Annotated in this window: 18 protein-coding genes; 10 read left to right on the top strand and 8 right to left on the bottom strand. The window is 38.4% G+C overall.

Going from position 1 to position 14,449, the window contains the following annotated elements:
* The first annotated feature begins 23 nt into the window (after positions 1-23).
* Together FY049_RS09835 and FY049_RS09840 are read left to right on the top strand one after the other, a co-directional pair.
* A complete protein-coding gene (locus FY049_RS09835) occupies positions 24-1,046 on the top strand; it encodes a type I glyceraldehyde-3-phosphate dehydrogenase (RefSeq protein ID WP_446083646.1) in 1,023 nt (340 codons plus the stop codon).
* An 82-nt stretch (positions 1,047-1,128) separates the two neighbouring features.
* Positions 1,129-1,425, top strand: coding sequence for a hypothetical protein (locus tag FY049_RS09840; RefSeq protein ID WP_446083647.1), 297 nt, complete (start codon positions 1,129-1,131; stop codon positions 1,423-1,425).
* Between the two features lie 49 nt (positions 1,426-1,474).
* On the opposite strand, the gene FY049_RS09845 is transcribed toward FY049_RS09840, so the two are convergent.
* The gene (locus FY049_RS09845) at positions 1,475-1,774 is read right to left on the bottom strand and encodes an AzlD family protein (protein WP_446083648.1); all 300 of its coding nucleotides are present in this window, start codon (positions 1,772-1,774) and stop codon (positions 1,475-1,477) included.
* The gene (locus FY049_RS09850; RefSeq protein WP_105712859.1) at positions 1,771-2,514 is read right to left on the bottom strand and encodes an AzlC family ABC transporter permease; all 744 of its coding nucleotides are present in this window, start codon (positions 2,512-2,514) and stop codon (positions 1,771-1,773) included. The genes FY049_RS09845 and FY049_RS09850 overlap by 4 nt, the downstream gene beginning before the upstream one ends.
* Positions 2,515-2,671: 157 nt before the next feature.
* On the opposite strand from FY049_RS09850, the gene FY049_RS09855 reads away from it, so the two are divergent.
* A complete protein-coding gene (locus tag FY049_RS09855; protein ID WP_034614550.1) occupies positions 2,672-3,127 on the top strand; it encodes an Lrp/AsnC family transcriptional regulator in 456 nt (151 codons plus the stop codon).
* Here FY049_RS09855 and FY049_RS09860 read toward each other — a convergent pair.
* Positions 3,113-3,697, bottom strand: coding sequence for an RNA 2'-phosphotransferase (locus FY049_RS09860; protein ID WP_446083649.1), 585 nt, complete (start codon positions 3,695-3,697; stop codon positions 3,113-3,115). The genes FY049_RS09855 and FY049_RS09860 overlap by 15 nt on opposite strands.
* A 36-nt stretch (positions 3,698-3,733) precedes the next feature.
* Positions 3,734-4,144 carry an Lrp/AsnC family transcriptional regulator gene (locus tag FY049_RS09865; protein WP_234623015.1) on the bottom strand — a complete coding sequence of 137 codons (411 nt, stop codon included), beginning with the start codon at positions 4,142-4,144 and terminating at the stop codon, positions 3,734-3,736.
* A gap of 124 nt (positions 4,145-4,268) precedes the next feature.
* Here FY049_RS09865 and FY049_RS09870 point away from each other — a divergent pair, with 124 nt between their 5' ends.
* A complete protein-coding gene (locus FY049_RS09870) occupies positions 4,269-4,811 on the top strand; it encodes a cysteine hydrolase family protein (RefSeq protein WP_151957695.1) in 543 nt (180 codons plus the stop codon).
* Between the two features lie 71 nt (positions 4,812-4,882).
* On the opposite strand, the gene FY049_RS09875 is transcribed toward FY049_RS09870, so the two are convergent.
* A complete protein-coding gene (locus FY049_RS09875; protein WP_336953129.1) occupies positions 4,883-5,392 on the bottom strand; it encodes a hypothetical protein in 510 nt (169 codons plus the stop codon).
* A gap of 316 nt (positions 5,393-5,708) precedes the next feature.
* Between FY049_RS09875 and FY049_RS09880 the strand changes: the two genes are divergently transcribed.
* The 5 genes from FY049_RS09880 to FY049_RS09900 all read left to right on the top strand — a co-directional run bounded on the left by FY049_RS09880 (position 5,709) and on the right by FY049_RS09900 (position 10,579).
* Positions 5,709-6,875 carry an ATP phosphoribosyltransferase regulatory subunit gene (locus FY049_RS09880; RefSeq protein WP_004820956.1) on the top strand — a complete coding sequence of 389 codons (1,167 nt, stop codon included), beginning with the start codon at positions 5,709-5,711 and terminating at the stop codon, positions 6,873-6,875.
* A gap of 70 nt (positions 6,876-6,945) precedes the next feature.
* On the top strand, positions 6,946-8,265 hold the full coding sequence (locus tag FY049_RS09885) for an adenylosuccinate synthase (protein WP_446083650.1): 1,320 nt from the start codon (positions 6,946-6,948) through the stop codon (positions 8,263-8,265).
* Positions 8,266-8,444: 179 nt separating this feature from the next.
* Positions 8,445-9,236 carry a M48 family metallopeptidase gene (locus FY049_RS09890; RefSeq protein WP_004820958.1) on the top strand — a complete coding sequence of 264 codons (792 nt, stop codon included), beginning with the start codon at positions 8,445-8,447 and terminating at the stop codon, positions 9,234-9,236.
* Positions 9,237-9,376: 140 nt separating this feature from the next.
* The gene (locus FY049_RS09895) at positions 9,377-9,682 is read left to right on the top strand and encodes a hypothetical protein (protein WP_446083651.1); all 306 of its coding nucleotides are present in this window, start codon (positions 9,377-9,379) and stop codon (positions 9,680-9,682) included.
* 111 nt (positions 9,683-9,793) lie between these two features.
* Positions 9,794-10,579 (top strand): M48 family metallopeptidase, encoded by a 786-nt coding sequence (locus FY049_RS09900; protein WP_446083652.1) that lies wholly within the window; start codon positions 9,794-9,796, stop codon positions 10,577-10,579.
* 94 nt (positions 10,580-10,673) lie between these two features.
* Here the strand turns inward: FY049_RS09900 and FY049_RS09905 are convergent, their stop codons facing one another.
* Complete coding sequence (locus tag FY049_RS09905; protein WP_262779879.1) at positions 10,674-11,723, bottom strand: NADP(H)-dependent aldo-keto reductase; 1,050 nt, start codon at positions 11,721-11,723, stop codon at positions 10,674-10,676.
* 329 nt (positions 11,724-12,052) lie between these two features.
* Positions 12,053-12,763 carry a cAMP-activated global transcriptional regulator CRP gene (crp, locus tag FY049_RS09910; RefSeq protein ID WP_004721139.1) on the bottom strand — a complete coding sequence of 237 codons (711 nt, stop codon included), beginning with the start codon at positions 12,761-12,763 and terminating at the stop codon, positions 12,053-12,055.
* Between the two features lie 151 nt (positions 12,764-12,914).
* Here crp and FY049_RS09915 point away from each other — a divergent pair, with 151 nt between their 5' ends.
* Complete coding sequence (locus tag FY049_RS09915) at positions 12,915-13,337, top strand: OsmC family protein (RefSeq protein ID WP_004721138.1); 423 nt, start codon at positions 12,915-12,917, stop codon at positions 13,335-13,337.
* Positions 13,338-13,521: 184 nt separating this feature from the next.
* Here FY049_RS09915 and FY049_RS09920 read toward each other — a convergent pair whose 3' ends face one another.
* Positions 13,522-14,334, bottom strand: a complete 813-nt coding sequence (locus FY049_RS09920; protein WP_209826322.1) for a peptidoglycan DD-metalloendopeptidase family protein — start codon at positions 14,332-14,334, stop codon at positions 13,522-13,524.
* Between the last annotated feature and the right edge of the window lie 115 nt (positions 14,335-14,449).

Consider the following 14,449-nt stretch of genomic DNA (forward strand, 5'->3'; position numbering starts at 1 on the left):
ATTTGGCTGTAAAAGGACATCTGATGCAACGTGTGGCAATAAACGGATTCGGGCGAATTGGACGGAATGTATTACGCGCTTGGTTTGAAAATCCGAAAAACTTCCATTTTGAAATTGTTGCCATTAACGATATTGCAGATGTTGAAACGCTGGTTCATTTATTTAAATATGATACTACACATGGTCGCTTTGACGGTGCGGTGAATATCGCTCAAGAAAATGGACAGCTTTATATGTCGATTGACGCACGGCAAATTAAACAGAAAGTTCAAATTTTAAGACAAGCCAATCCTGAATTATTGCCTTGGGAAGCGCTTAACATTGATGTTGTTTTAGAATGTACAGGGCTGTTTCGTTCAAGAGCCGCTGCAACACAACATATAACAGCTGGTGCAAAACGCGTCATTATCGGTGCTGCACCTTTTGATACTGTTGATGCTGCCATTGTTTATGGGGTAAATCATCATGATGTTAAAGCTAGTGATCAAATTATTTCGGGTGTGTCATGTACCACACAAGCTTTAGTCCCTTTGGTCAAAATTATTGATGATGCATTTGGAATTGACAGCGCATTAATGACTGAAATTCATGCGGTCACAGCAGATCAATCTGTACTGGATCATGCACATCGAGATTTACGCCGCGCACGTGCCTCAGGACAAAATATTATTCCAACTACATCTTCTGCTTTGGGTGCATTAAAACAAGTCATGCCCAAAATGGAAAACCGTATTGATGGTTTTTCAATCCGTGTACCAACAATTAATGTTGCCGCCATTGATTTAACATTTATTGCTAAAGCGCCTGTAACAGCTCATTTAATTAACCAAACCTTAATTCAAGCAGCAAAATATGATTATGCTGAGATTATGTCTGTTACAGATGAGCAATTGGTTTCAAGTGACTTTAATCATTCACCTTATTCACTGATTGTTGATCTGACTCAAACTATGGTCGTGGGTCAACAGGCGAAAGTGTTTGCTTGGTATGATAACGAATGGGGCTATGCAAATCGCTTGTTAGATTTGTGTGAATCATTTTATTAATCTAGTATTTATCACTTAAAAATAACTTTAATGACTTGAGTTTAATCAAGACGAAGATTGACATGTTTTGTTGGGGGGAATGATGTTTTTCATATATTTGGTTATTGTGATTCTTTATCTGGCCTTGATGTTTGTGATTTGGCAAATGGGAAAGTTAAAGAAAGAAAACCTTGAATGGCTTAAGCATGTGCAGAATCATGAGCAACAGATCCATGCACAAGAGCAACATCTCAAACAAACCTTACAAATTATGCAAGATTTGGCTAAAAAAATGCATGTACAGCAGGAAGTTTTAGACAATACCTCAACACGTTTGACTCAAGTTGAGTTTCAAAATGCTGAATTAATTAAAATATTACAGCAAAATTCAAAACCTTAATTGAGGTTTTGAATTGCATCAAGTCAGGGATATTGGCTATTCAGATCACTTAAAGCATAAAGTATCTCAAAATCCCTGTTGCAATGATGCTGATCAGTACAGTGGGTAATAATGAAAAATAACAAGCTGCGAACAGTGTGATGATAATTGCAATCAAGTTGGCTGGTTGATCCGTAACAAAGTAGGGTGCAATCACTGATATCAAAACACAGCCGGGGATAACCTGTAAAATTCGCGTGGTTCTTTTGCTGAGGTGTTTATTTTTTAACAGTAAATAACCTAAGGTTCGAGTTAAGTAGGTTGTTAATCCCACACAAACAATGGCGATGAATGTCGTCATATGAATCATTCTTCATCTCCAATCAGTAAAAAAGCAGCGATAATTCCTGAAATAGAACCAATCAATACATACCAGCCTTTGGGTAGATAATAATAGGCCAGTGCGGCCGCGATCAGACTTATCAGCCAAGGCAGTGCGGGTTTAAAGCCTTTCCACATTCCGCGTAAAAGCACCAGAAAAACTGCGGGGAATGCCATGTCAAAACCAAACTTTGTGACATCACCAAGGAAAGAACCAATGCCGACTCCCATCGTGGTAAAAACCACCCACATAACATATAACGCAAAACAAAGGCCGATATAAAAAAACACACTAAATCCTGCATAGGGATTGCGAGGGTTTTGTTTGTGTGCATCCGTAATGCTAAGGGCCCAACTCTCATCACACATAAAAAACAATAATGGAAGGGCTTTGCGATTGGGCAAATGTCGAATATAGGGTGCTAAACTTGCACCCATTAAAATATGGCGACTGTTGACCAGAAAAGTGATCAGAATTAAAAACAACAATTGAGGTGGCTGCGTCCAGACTTCAATAATGGCGAACTCAGAACCACCAGCAAAATTGAGTCCTGTTAACAATGGAACTTCTAAGGCAGAAAATCCTTTTTGTGCTGCTTGTGTTCCTAAAACCAGTGCAAAAGGGATAATACCCAGTAGCATGGGAATAGAGGTTTTAAGCCCACGTACAAACTCTCTAAATTCAATTGAATAGGTCAGTTCAGTCGTAGTGTTCTTAAAACTTAACATGAGTCGCTCAATGGTCGCTAAAACAAGGTGATTTTTATTTTATGCCAAATGATTCGCTATATTTCGCTAAACTTGCTGCCTGTAAAATAATTTTTGCAATATTATTGCTGGAATATGTTATTTTTTGGTTTTATCTACTAGAAATAATTTTATGAAATTGGATCAGATAGATCGGCGTATTCTGTGTGCATTACAACGTAATGGAAAACTACAAAATAATGAATTGGCAGAACAGATAGGTTTATCCGCTTCACCTTGTTTAAGACGAGTAAAGCAACTGGAGGATGAGGGGATCATTGACCAATATGTTGCATTGGTCAATCCACACAAAGTAGATCTTAGTTTGACAGTCTTTGCACGAATTTGGTTAAAGAGTCAGGATGAACAAGCGGTCAATCGATTTATCGAAAGCATTATGAATATTTCTGAAATTGTTGAATGTCAACTTATGGCAGGAGATTGTGATTTTTTCTTACGTATTGTGGTTTCTGATTTAGAGGCATATCGTAAATTTCAAATTAATCATTTAAATAAAATTCCAGGGATCCAGAATGTCAAAACTGAAATCCCTTTACAGAAGATTAAACAGACCACAGCCTTACCACTGGATTAGTTTTTTTGATTCGCTTTCGAATAACTTTAAATATTTTATCGGCACTTGTTCAGTCAACCAAACCCCATTTTCAGCACAATAAAATTGGAAACCATCTTGGTGCATCTGTTTGGTGTCTAATATGAAAATGATGACTTTGCCATGTCGTTGTCCCACTTTCTGGGCTGTGACTAAATCAGCAGATAAATGTACGTGATGACGTTCACCTGAAATTAAGCCTTTTTCTAAAATACTGTCGACAAACCGAGTTGCTGTTCCATGAAAAAGTGTATCGGGTGGCGTAATAGCAACATACTCACGTTGAACCTGAGCACTAGAGTGACCTTGTACTGCGCGGATTTTGTTTTGATCAGGTGAAAGTTGGAAGCGTTTTTTATGACTGCTTTCAACGACCTCAATCAACTCTACCAGTTTAAGTGGTCTTCTGTGTTTGATCATTTGCTGTAAAAGGATGTGTACATCCGTCCAGCCTTCAGAATCGAGTTGGATTGCAATGGTTTCTGGTTGATGTCGAAGTACTAAACTTAGAAATTTACTATGTTCGCGTAATGTTTTTTCTGAAGATTTCATTTGTTATTCTTACATGATATGGATTTGGATATAAAATTAAGGCTGAGTTTCAATTGCTCTTACGACACTATCTACTGAATATTGTCCCCATTCAGAGAGTTGCTCGATAAATAGATTGATTGCATGACTATCAAAATGCGCAACCAGCATATAGCAAGCGGAACCACAGACTTTATAGCAACTTTCAATTGACTCAAATTGAGCGATAAATGCTTCAAACTGTTCAAATTCATTAGTCTGCATCATCACACGTATAAATTGTGTTGATTGGTTCTGTAGCGTAATCGTATATTTCTGAATTGTGCCTTCATCTTGCATTCGAGCAATGCGACTTCCTACAGCTTGGCCTGTACGGTGTACTAATTTTCCGATCTCTTTATTGCTTAACCGAGAATCAGTTTTTAGTATTTTTAAAATTTTGAGGTCAATTGGGTCATTTGGCAACATAGTGAATTGAACAAATTTTCAGTTTGAAAGTTTCTAATCGATTATTCTTTCATGAGTGACTGCAAATCGCCAGTTGTTTTGATTAATCTTATAAAAACATCAACACAAGGGTTAGGGAAACACCATGAGTCAAACAGCATTATTAGTGATAGATGTACAAAACGATTATTTTCCTCAAGGGAAGATGGAGTTGTTCTGTGCGGAACAGGCTTTAAAACATATCAATCGATTGGAAGATCTATTTATAAAGCGTGAGCAGCCGATTATTTATATTCAGCATATTGCCAATCAACCCAATGCTACATTTTTTGAAGCAGGAACGCAGGGTGTAGCACTACATTCGGGTTTACGTGTTAAGACCGATTCAATTGTGATTGAAAAACATTATCCCAATAGCTTTTTTCAAACCACTTTAAAAGCAGAATTAGAGCGACTCAATGTTGATAAATTGGTGATTAGTGGCATGATGACGCATATGTGTGTTGATGCGACGTCACGTGCAGCAGCAGAATTTGCTTATCAACCGACAATCATTGCAGACGCTACAGCGACGCGTCAATTGAGCTATTCAGGCAGAACAGTTGAAGCAGAAGATGTACAAACAGCCTGTTTGTCAGCCTTTCAAATGTTTTCACAAGTAGTCAGTATCGAGGACTATTTAAAATAGCTGAAAGAGTCAAAATAACAGGGAAGTACAGCGATTCGATTTTGTACTTCCCTTTAAATCTGAATAAAAATTTATTCTTGGTTTAAGAAACCTTCTTTGATTTTTTCAGGTAAACCTGTATGCCACCATGTATAAATGGAAGATTTTATTTCGTCATCTTGTTCAGGATCATTGAAAGGTTCATCATCTTCACGAATCAACTCATCGCCTTCAAATTTAAACCAGAATTCCCACGGGTCATCATCCCCACAACCCCAAGCCAGAGTGTGAATTTCAGGGAGTAATGCTTTTAAGAAAAGTAGGATTGCTTCGATAAACTCATCACCCGAAGAACCATGCACAAAATGGGCAACTGAATAGCCTGCAATAGTGTGTAATGATTCAGGACCCAAATCAAACTCAATATTGTCAACTGTATTTAAAAGATCTTCTGCAAGTTCTTGCCCCAATTGTGAATTGAGCTCAACTGCAACAGCAATAAATTTGTCTTGTTCACCGCGATGCTCTTGAAATAAACGGCCTAGCTTTTGCATGATTTCCGTATTTGGATGCGTGTAATATAAGTTGCTATGTAGTTCCATACTTCCCCAGTTTTTAGTATTTCAGTTGCTTTAAATAGATGCTGTTTTTCTAAACGAATAAATTATATTTTCAACAACGCAAATAGCAATCAACACTTGTGTGAAAAGTTAAATAAATACAAAGAATTGAAGTGGGGTAATGTGTAATAGATAGTTTTTTGCCTAAATTATGTATAAGTGGTCAAATTATCTAGGCATCAAAAGTTATTTTATTAATGCATGGCGCAGATGATCGTGCTAAAATAAGAGAAATCGGGTGTGTTCCCGATTTTTTTATGCGGATTACTTCCGCGCTGACAGGATTTAGGTTTACAACATGCCCATTTCAGAGACATGGTTATTACCTGATGGTGTAGCTGATGTATTACCAGAGCAAGCGCAAGTAATTGAAAAATTGCGCCGTGAAGCTTTAGATTTCCTCGCATCACGAGGTTATCAGCTGGTGTATACGCCATTCATCGAATACATCGAATCTCTTTCTTCTCTCTCCGAATCGAATCAAGATTTAGACTTAGCCACTTTTAAAGTCATCGACCAACTTTCAGGTCGTTTACTTGGTGTGCGTGCCGATATGACACCACAAGTGGCTCGTATTGATGCCCATGTACATCAAGTACAAGGTGTGGCGCGTTACTGCTATGCAGGAACTGTACTTCATACTAAACCACAAGGTTTTAATACCACGCGTGCACCACTTCAGTTAGGTGCAGAGTTATTTGGTTCAGACAGTATTGACGCAGACGTTGAAATGATCGACGTGATGCTCAATCTGCTTAATACCGCGGGTTTAGCTGATGGTATCCATCTTGATTTAGGGCATGTAGGACTGTTTAGAAGTCTGGTAAAACATGTGGGTTTAAACAAATCAACAGAAAGCCATTTATCTGATTTGTATCAGCGCAAAGCACTACCAGAACTTGCTGAATTCACTCAAGATTTAGAGTTTGGTTCTGATTTTTATGCTTTAGGTCGTTATGCAAGTGATCTGGATGCATTGCAAGCGAATATTAGCGCAGAAATTTTTGCTGATGAAGCATTTAAAAATGCTTTTGAGGTACTTAAAACAACATATACAGAAATTCAAGCACGTTGGCCAAAACTCAATATTGGTATCGATGTTGTAGAGCTTCGTTCGTACCATTACCACACTGGGTTAATGTATGCCGTGTATGCACCAAACCGTGCTGCACCGTTGGCACAAGGTGGTCGTTATGATGGTATTGGTGAACACTTTGGACGCGCGCGTCCTGCAACAGGCTTTTCTTGTGACTTGTATTCCTTAAGTGCGGGTCAACGTCAACAGATTGAAAAAGTAGTTGCACCGAAAGGTACCGAATCCACTTTGCTGGATGCGATTGCCGTAGCACGTCAACAAGGTTTAAGTGTAATTCAGTTATTGGGTAATGACGATTTAAACTCAGTTCCAAATGCAACCCACCAGATGGTGAATGTTGCCGGTGAGTGGAAAATCGAAACAATTTAAGTATCAGATTGAATGTTCATGTCATTCGATTTGGTTTTCTATTTTAACAGCATGATGTAATGAGGCTATTATGGGCAAAAGTGTTGTGGTACTCGGTACCCAATGGGGCGACGAAGGTAAAGGTAAAATCGTTGACCTGCTCACAGATCAAGCAGCTGCGGTAGTACGTTATCAAGGCGGACATAACGCAGGGCATACGCTCGTCGTTGGTGGTAAGAAAACAGTTCTTCACCTCATTCCATCAGGTATTTTACGTGAAAACGTACTTTGCTTAATTGGCAATGGTGTTGTACTTTCACCTGAAGCATTGATCAAAGAGATGGATATTCTTGAGAAAGAAGGCGTACCCGTTCGTGAACGTCTGCGTATTTCTCCAAACTGTCCGTTGATTCTTCCTCACCATATTGCACTTGATCAAGCGCGTGAGAAGAAACGTGGTAATGCGAAAATCGGTACAACGGGTCGTGGTATTGGTCCTGCTTATGAAGATAAAGTAGCTCGTCGTGCCATCCGTGTTGCGGATTTAGTTCGTGGTGGCGAACATCTTAAAGCACAGCTTGAAGAGCTTCTTGAATACCATAACTTCCAATTGACTCAATTCTTCGGTGTTGAAGCAGTTAAAGTTGAAGATGTATTGGCACTTTGTGATCAATGGCGCGAAGTGGTTAAGCCATTAGTTTTAGATGTGATTACAACATTGCATGACTATCGTAAAGGTGGTGCAAACATCATGTTTGAAGGTGCGCAAGGCTCACTTCTTGATGTCGATCATGGTACATATCCGTATGTAACTTCATCGAACACTACCGCTGGTGGGGTAAGTTCTGGTTCAGGTCTTGGTCCATTGCATCTTGACTATGTTTTGGGAATCACCAAAGCCTATACAACTCGTGTAGGTGCAGGTCCATTCCCAACTGAGCTTGTTTATGATGCTGCCAATGATGTTGGTGATGCAGTTGGTAAACATTTGGGTACTGTGGGTTCAGAATTCGGTGCGTCGACTGGTCGTCAGCGTCGTTGTGGTTGGTTTGATGCTGAAATCTTACGTCGTTCTGTAGATGTAAACTCATTATCAGGTATTTGCTTAACTAAACTTGATGTTTTAGATGGTTTGGAAGAAGTAAAAATCTGTATCGGTTATGAAGCTGCAGATTCAGGTTGTGTAGGTTCTACAGATGCGCTTGCATTTGAAACATTAAAACCAATTTATGAAACTATGCCTGGTTGGTCTGAGTCTACGTTTGGTGCGAAATCATTGGATCAATTGCCACAAAACGCAATTAACTATGTAAAACGTATTGAACAGTTGATTGAATGTCCTATCGACATCATTTCAACAGGTCCAGATCGTGATGAAACAATTGTGATGCGTCATCCATTTGATGCTTAATTGATTCAATCTTTAAAAAAGCTCCTACGGGAGCTTTTTTATTGTTGTTATTTTTAGGTGTTCTAAATAAAGTGTGATTATATTTTGATTTTTTTTGTAAAATACAACATAATTCAGTCGCTAAGAGCTGAGCTTCGTTTTGAAGCTTGCAATAAGATCTATGAAATTTGGTGAAAATAATGATTAACAAGAAACTATTACTAGGTTTAGGGTTGGCTATAGGCTTAACAGGGTGTACGACTGTTGCTGAATTAACGGGTAATGATTCTGCGACTTTAAACCTCAATGCCGCAGCAGATTATAAACTTCTTGTTGAAGATGCAAAGGCACAAAAAGCACTTGATACAACATCTGCAACATATAAACGAGTCAATGCTGTTTTCTTAAAGATGAAACCTTTTGCTGATCAAGCAAATCAAACGGGTCAAAAATTTGACTGGCAATTGAGCGTGCTTAAATCCAATGAACTCAATGCATTTGTCATGCCTGGCGGTAAGGTTGTGTTCTTTACAGGTATCGTCAATCAATTGAAACTGACTGATGCTGAAATTGCTGCCATTATGGGACATGAAATGACCCATGCCTTAGAAGAGCATTCTAAACGTGGTGCTGGCGCAACTGCAATTACAGATTTTGCTGTGAAAATGGGCAAAACTTATGCAGGCGATAAATTGGGCTCAGTCGGCACTCAAGCTTTAGATATCGGAAGTAAATATGGTGTAGGTTTGCCATATTCACGTAGTTTAGAGTCGTCTGCTGACCGTGGTGGATTAATGCTTATGGCGAAAGCTGGCTATAATCCTGAAGCAGCAATCAGCGTTTGGCAAAAAATGAACAAGATTGATGGTGGTAGTAATAATGGGGTACAGAAGTTCACTTCAACGCACCCATCAAATAACGACCGTATTTCAGATTTAAACAAAAACATGGTTGAAGCAAAGCAAATCTATCAATCTGTGATTAAAAAGTAATTTGATCGCAGAACGCTAAGCCCGATGTAAATCGGGCTTTTTATTTACAGCTAAAAAAGACTAAAGTCGATATCAATTAGACTAGGTTTTCAAGCTTAGCTTGTTAAAATGTATTTTTAGACACACATTGAGTTTGTAGGATGCAAAAGAATATATCGAGTATGATATTTTATTCTCTGATTTTCGCAATGGGCGGTGCTCCAACGATCGCAATGCTGATTATTCAGGCACAAACCAATGATCTGAATATCATCAATAATGCATTGGTTGGTTTGAGTGTGATGGTTGCATGTGTACTGGTTCCTATTATTTTGATCCAGAATGCATTTTTGTTTATCAAAAGAAATGATCAACATTTAGAACAAAAGATTATTCCATTGAAAACCATATATTTGACCCTGAATGTAATTTGTCTCATATATTGGTTGGCGATTCAATTTTTGTGATATGTCACTTACATAATTAATATGAATTAATGGATTTTATTGATTTATCCTTATGTAACATTTGCATATAATCCACAATGCTTTTATTTGTTCTCCATGGAGTTGATTATAATGAACAATAAATTAATGCTTAGTCTTTGTGCGGCGACTGCCATTTCAATTTCAGGGTGCTCAACTATCGCAGATATGGCAGGTGCTGATTCTGCAACGCTTAATTTAAATGCAACACAAGGCTTTAATAAAACAGTGCAAGAAGCACGTTTGAATAAGACTTTAGATACAACTTCTGCAACTTATAAAAAAGTAAATGCAGCATTTATTCGATTAAAACCTTTTGCTGATCAAATGAACCAAACGGGTCAAAGATTTGATTGGCAATTGGCGGTACTTAAGTCAGATGAAATCAATGCTTATGTTGCACCCGGTGGTAAAGTGGTTTTCTACACAGGGATTGTAAATCGACTTAGTCTATCTGAAGCTGAAGTTGCTGCGGTGATGGGCCACGAAATGACCCATGCTTTAGAAGAGCACTCGAAACAAAAATTAGGTGCGCAAGCGTTGACCAATCTTGCAGTTGGTATTGGTAAATCTTATGCAGGCAGTCAAATTGGTGAATTAGGCAATGCAGCGCTCGATTTGGGAAGTCAAGTCGGGGTAGGCTTACCATACTCACGTAGTTTAGAGAGTCGTGCGGATGAGGGTGGCTTAATGATGATGGCGAAAGCTGGCTATAATCCTCAAGCGGCAATTACCTTGTGGGAAAAAATGGCGAAACAGGGTGGAGGAAAAGGTTCTGCATTACTGTCAACACATCCATCTGATGTCAATCGTATCAATGCAATGAAAAAGAATTTACCTGCTGCAATGGCAGTTTATACTGCGCGAGGCGGAAGATAAGTTTTTTGATAAAACCTATCGAATAGAAAAGGATGCTTATGCATCCTTTTTCATTGAAAACAACGTAGAACAACGAGCGTTTCAAAAATAGCGTTTAAGGTGCAGGGTTTGGCTGCTGCTGATGAATCGCATCTATTTCCAATAAGATTTCTTCAGACAATTGGGTATCAAAGGCCTGAATATTCTCTTTCAGTTGGTCGAGCGTAGTCGCACCAATAATGGTACTACTCACAAAAAATTGTTGTTTAATAAATGCCAAAGCCAATTGGGTAAGGCTTAAACCATGTTTTTCTGCAAGCTGTGCATATTGTTCTGTCGCCCAATCGCTCTGTGGATTGCTATAGCGGCTAAAGCGAGAAAATAGTGTAATACGTCCTTTTTCAGGGCGTGCGCCGTGGCGATACTTGCCAGTTAAGTAACCAAAGGCCAAGGGTGAGTAAGCGAGTAAGCCAACGCCCTCGTGTTGTGCGATCTCAGACATCCCAATTTCATAAGTACGATTGAGTAGACTATAAGGATTTTGTACGCTCACTATTTTTTCTAAGCCCAATTGTTCAGCTAAATGTAAAAATTTTAAGGTACCCCAAGGTGTCTCATTGGATAAGCCAATATGACGAATACGCCCTTTTTTCACTTCTTTCGAGAGTGCTTCTAAGGTTTCAGCAAGTGGTGTAATGTCTTGTGTACGTGCCGCAAGCTGATTGCTGTAGCCTAACGTGCCAAAGAAGTTAACAGGGCGTTGTGGCCAATGCAGTTGATAAAGATCTATATAATCTGTTTGTAAGCGCTTGAGCGAGCTATCAATAGCACTACTGATCTCTGCTTCTATAAACTTGGTATGCCCGTCACGAATTTGACTGCCGCCTTGTTGGGGGCCTGCAATTTTGGTGGCGATAATGAGTTTGTCACGTTGACCGTTTTGAGCAATCCAATTCCCTATGATGCTTTCAGTCGATCCCTGTGTCTCTGGTTTAGGTGGTACCGGATACATTTCAGCAGTATCCCAGAAATGAATATTTTGATCGAGCGCATAAGCAAGTTGTTCAAATGCCTCATTTTGATTATTCTGTTCACCAAACGTCATGGTACCTAAACAAATTTCAGGGACCACAAGATCAGAATACCCTAAACGATTTGACTTCATTTCATGTCCTTCAAAATTAATATTCAGTATCTTATGAGAATAATAACGTAATTTAAATTTGATAACTAAGTGAAAGAATGTTTCTAATTATCAAAATAAGATAAAGTTATCTGATTTTTTTATAAAATGCTCATTTTAGCTTGGTCTTGTTTTATAACATGGTCATGAGAGCAGCTCACAGTAATTCTCTGTGTATTTATCGCAACATGAAAAAAGCAAACTCGGGAGTTTGCTTTTAAACTATATTTTAACTTTTTGACAATATTTGATATTTATCCCATTCAACATAATTCTTTAAGGAATTAAATTCTCAAATTTGTTCTTAAGCTTTATTCATCATCTGTGCTTAGTTCGTCTTCAGAAAAATTAGATTCTTCCAAAGATACATCAAATATAAGGATGGCTTTACCGTCGGTTTCGATCATGCCTTGTTCTTCAAGTGTTTTTAGAACACGACCAACCATTTCACGGGAACAACCCACGATACGACCAATTTCTTGGCGAGTAATGCGGATTTGGCGGCCGTTTGGCAAGATCATCGCTTCAGGCTGTGCTGAAAGATCTATTAAACAACGTGCAATACGACCAGATACATCAATAAATGCAAGGTCAGTTACTTTGCGTGTTGTATTTTTTAAACGACGAACAAGTTGTGCAAATACGGCATAACTTAAGTCAGGATATTGTTTACTAATTTCGTGGAAATTGTCATATGAAATTTCAGCAATTTCACATACGTCACGGGTTCTTACTTCCGCAGTACGTTGTGGATTCTGCTCAAATAATCCCATTTCCCCAAAAAAGTCCCCAGGATTCAAATATGCAACAACAATTTCACGTTCATCATCTTCACGTAAAATAATTGAAACTGAACCTTTTAAAATTAAATACAGTGATTTTGACTCTGAACCTGCATCAATAATCGTTGAGCGTTTTGGAAAACGATTGATGTGGGCTCTTTTGAGCAAAGCTTTGACTGACTCAGGTAGTTGACCAGGAGACAAAGCATCTGTACTAAGTTGTGCAAAATTAGAAGACATGCTTAAAAATTCCGAATTGGATAATAACTAGATCTGTTGATCTAAATTGAACTCGTCACGTAGAAGCAGTAGAGATGAAATTCCTTATCAACTCATTTTATGCTAGTGTACAGGTACCCCGTAAATTTATAGCTTTTTTTAGGTAGTTGCAATGCAAACTAGCGTTCATTGGTTAGAGAATGTTGCTTTCGAAGCAAAATCAGAAAGTGGTCATCAAATTGTGATGGATGGTTCTGCTGAATATGGTGGTGAAAACCGTGGACCACGTCCTATGGAACTCATATTAATGGGACTTGGTGGGTGTGCTTCATTCGATATTGTGACCATTTTAAAGAAATCTAGGCAAAATGTAACAAATGTTGTTTGTCAGCTCAAAGCGGATCGAGCAGACACGATTCCAGCTGTATTCACGAAGATACATTTACATTTTGTGGTAACAGGGCATGATGTAAAAGAGAAGCAAGTGGCTAAAGCTGTTGAATTATCAGCCGAAAAGTATTGCTCAGCAAGTAAAATGCTGTCCGATGGTGGTGTCGAAATCACCCATGATTTTGAAATTATTTCTGCAGAATAACTGACTTAATTAAAAAAAAGCCAATCAAAAGATTGGCTTTTTTTTAATGGGTTTTGACGACTTAAGTCGGTGACTTATCTGGTCAAAATTAAAAAAAATAAATTATTACAAAATGTGTATTTATTCAAAAATAAGCATTTTTGAAACAACCGTTCAACGGATTCTTAGCATTTTTCTTGCTAAATTAAGGTGATAAAAATAATTGTGGGTCAACTCTGGCATTATTTAAGCTCATTCCCCAGTGTAGATGTGGACCTGTTACTCGCCCTGTTTTACCCACCAATCCCAATAATTCACCTTGTTTCAAGATTTGGCCTTTTTCTACATTTATTTTACTGAGGTGGCAAAACATACTGATCAGACCTTGTCCGTGATCGATCATGACGGTATTCCCATTAAAGAAATAATTGCCTGTCGCAACCACTTTTCCCGCAGCTGGCGCAACAACTTTTTGTCCGATGGGGGCAGGGATATCTAAACCAGAATGTGGGGCACGTTCTTCACCATTGAAAAAACGCTTACGACCAAATGAATTACTAAATTTTCCTGCTGTAGGTCTGATGAATTTTGGAAAGTCTTTCCATTGTGCAGGGCTAAAAGAGCTGTAAACACTATTTTGTTCTTTCGCTTCTTGGCTATAACGATCAAGTTGTTCTTGATTTGGATTGACATAATCCTGATTTTTTACATTGAGGCGCTGCTCAGCGTATTTAAATGGCTTCACTTCAATATTAATTGGGCCAGTAGAGCTTTTTAATTGCAATGTACCCAGTGGTACTGAAAGCGGAATACCAAAAACAATATGGTTTACTGAATTTTCACCATCCACGATCAAGACAGGTTTGTCTTGGTAAGTGACATTTAACACGGTTTTAGGAACAGGAATAACCGCTATGCCACCTGCACGACGTGAGTCTTGAGGTAAGGCAAAGGATTGAGTTGCTATAATTAAGCTAGATAGTAGGAAAATTTTTTTGATTGAAGGCATAAATAACATACATGGTTTAATTTTTTGTAGTATCTCGCTTTTTGATTCAGATGCTCAAGCATGTGATTGTTAAATTATAAGTAGAGTATTTTTAAATCACTAATTTCATCAAGGCATCAAGCTT

Source organism: Acinetobacter sp. 1125_18A, assembly GCF_052824985.1.

Excerpts from the sequence above, each read along its gene's own strand:
- FY049_RS09885 (WP_446083650.1), top strand. The coding sequence starts at position 6,946 with ATGGGCAAAAGTGTTGTGGTACTCGGTACCCAATGGGGCGACGAAGGT.
- FY049_RS09880 (WP_004820956.1), top strand. The coding sequence starts at position 5,709 with ATGCCCATTTCAGAGACATGGTTATTACCTGATGGTGTAGCTGATGTA.
- FY049_RS09835 (WP_446083646.1), top strand. The coding sequence starts at position 24 with ATGCAACGTGTGGCAATAAACGGATTCGGGCGAATTGGACGGAATGTA.
- FY049_RS09845 (WP_446083648.1), bottom strand. The coding sequence starts at position 1,774 with ATGATTCATATGACGACATTCATCGCCATTGTTTGTGTGGGATTAACA.
- FY049_RS09865 (WP_234623015.1), bottom strand. The coding sequence starts at position 4,144 with ATGTTGCCAAATGACCCAATTGACCTCAAAATTTTAAAAATACTAAAA.
- crp (WP_004721139.1), bottom strand. The coding sequence starts at position 12,763 with ATGTCTTCTAATTTTGCACAACTTAGTACAGATGCTTTGTCTCCTGGT.
- FY049_RS09890 (WP_004820958.1), top strand. The coding sequence starts at position 8,445 with ATGATTAACAAGAAACTATTACTAGGTTTAGGGTTGGCTATAGGCTTA.
- FY049_RS09870 (WP_151957695.1), top strand. The coding sequence starts at position 4,269 with ATGAGTCAAACAGCATTATTAGTGATAGATGTACAAAACGATTATTTT.
- FY049_RS09900 (WP_446083652.1), top strand. The coding sequence starts at position 9,794 with ATGAACAATAAATTAATGCTTAGTCTTTGTGCGGCGACTGCCATTTCA.
- FY049_RS09850 (WP_105712859.1), bottom strand. The coding sequence starts at position 2,514 with ATGTTAAGTTTTAAGAACACTACGACTGAACTGACCTATTCAATTGAA.
- FY049_RS09895 (WP_446083651.1), top strand. The coding sequence starts at position 9,377 with ATGCAAAAGAATATATCGAGTATGATATTTTATTCTCTGATTTTCGCA.
- FY049_RS09920 (WP_209826322.1), bottom strand. The coding sequence starts at position 14,334 with ATGTTATTTATGCCTTCAATCAAAAAAATTTTCCTACTATCTAGCTTA.
- FY049_RS09915 (WP_004721138.1), top strand. The coding sequence starts at position 12,915 with ATGCAAACTAGCGTTCATTGGTTAGAGAATGTTGCTTTCGAAGCAAAA.
- FY049_RS09905 (WP_262779879.1), bottom strand. The coding sequence starts at position 11,723 with ATGAAGTCAAATCGTTTAGGGTATTCTGATCTTGTGGTCCCTGAAATT.
- FY049_RS09840 (WP_446083647.1), top strand. The coding sequence starts at position 1,129 with ATGTTTTTCATATATTTGGTTATTGTGATTCTTTATCTGGCCTTGATG.
- FY049_RS09860 (WP_446083649.1), bottom strand. The coding sequence starts at position 3,697 with ATGAAATCTTCAGAAAAAACATTACGCGAACATAGTAAATTTCTAAGT.
- FY049_RS09875 (WP_336953129.1), bottom strand. The coding sequence starts at position 5,392 with ATGGAACTACATAGCAACTTATATTACACGCATCCAAATACGGAAATC.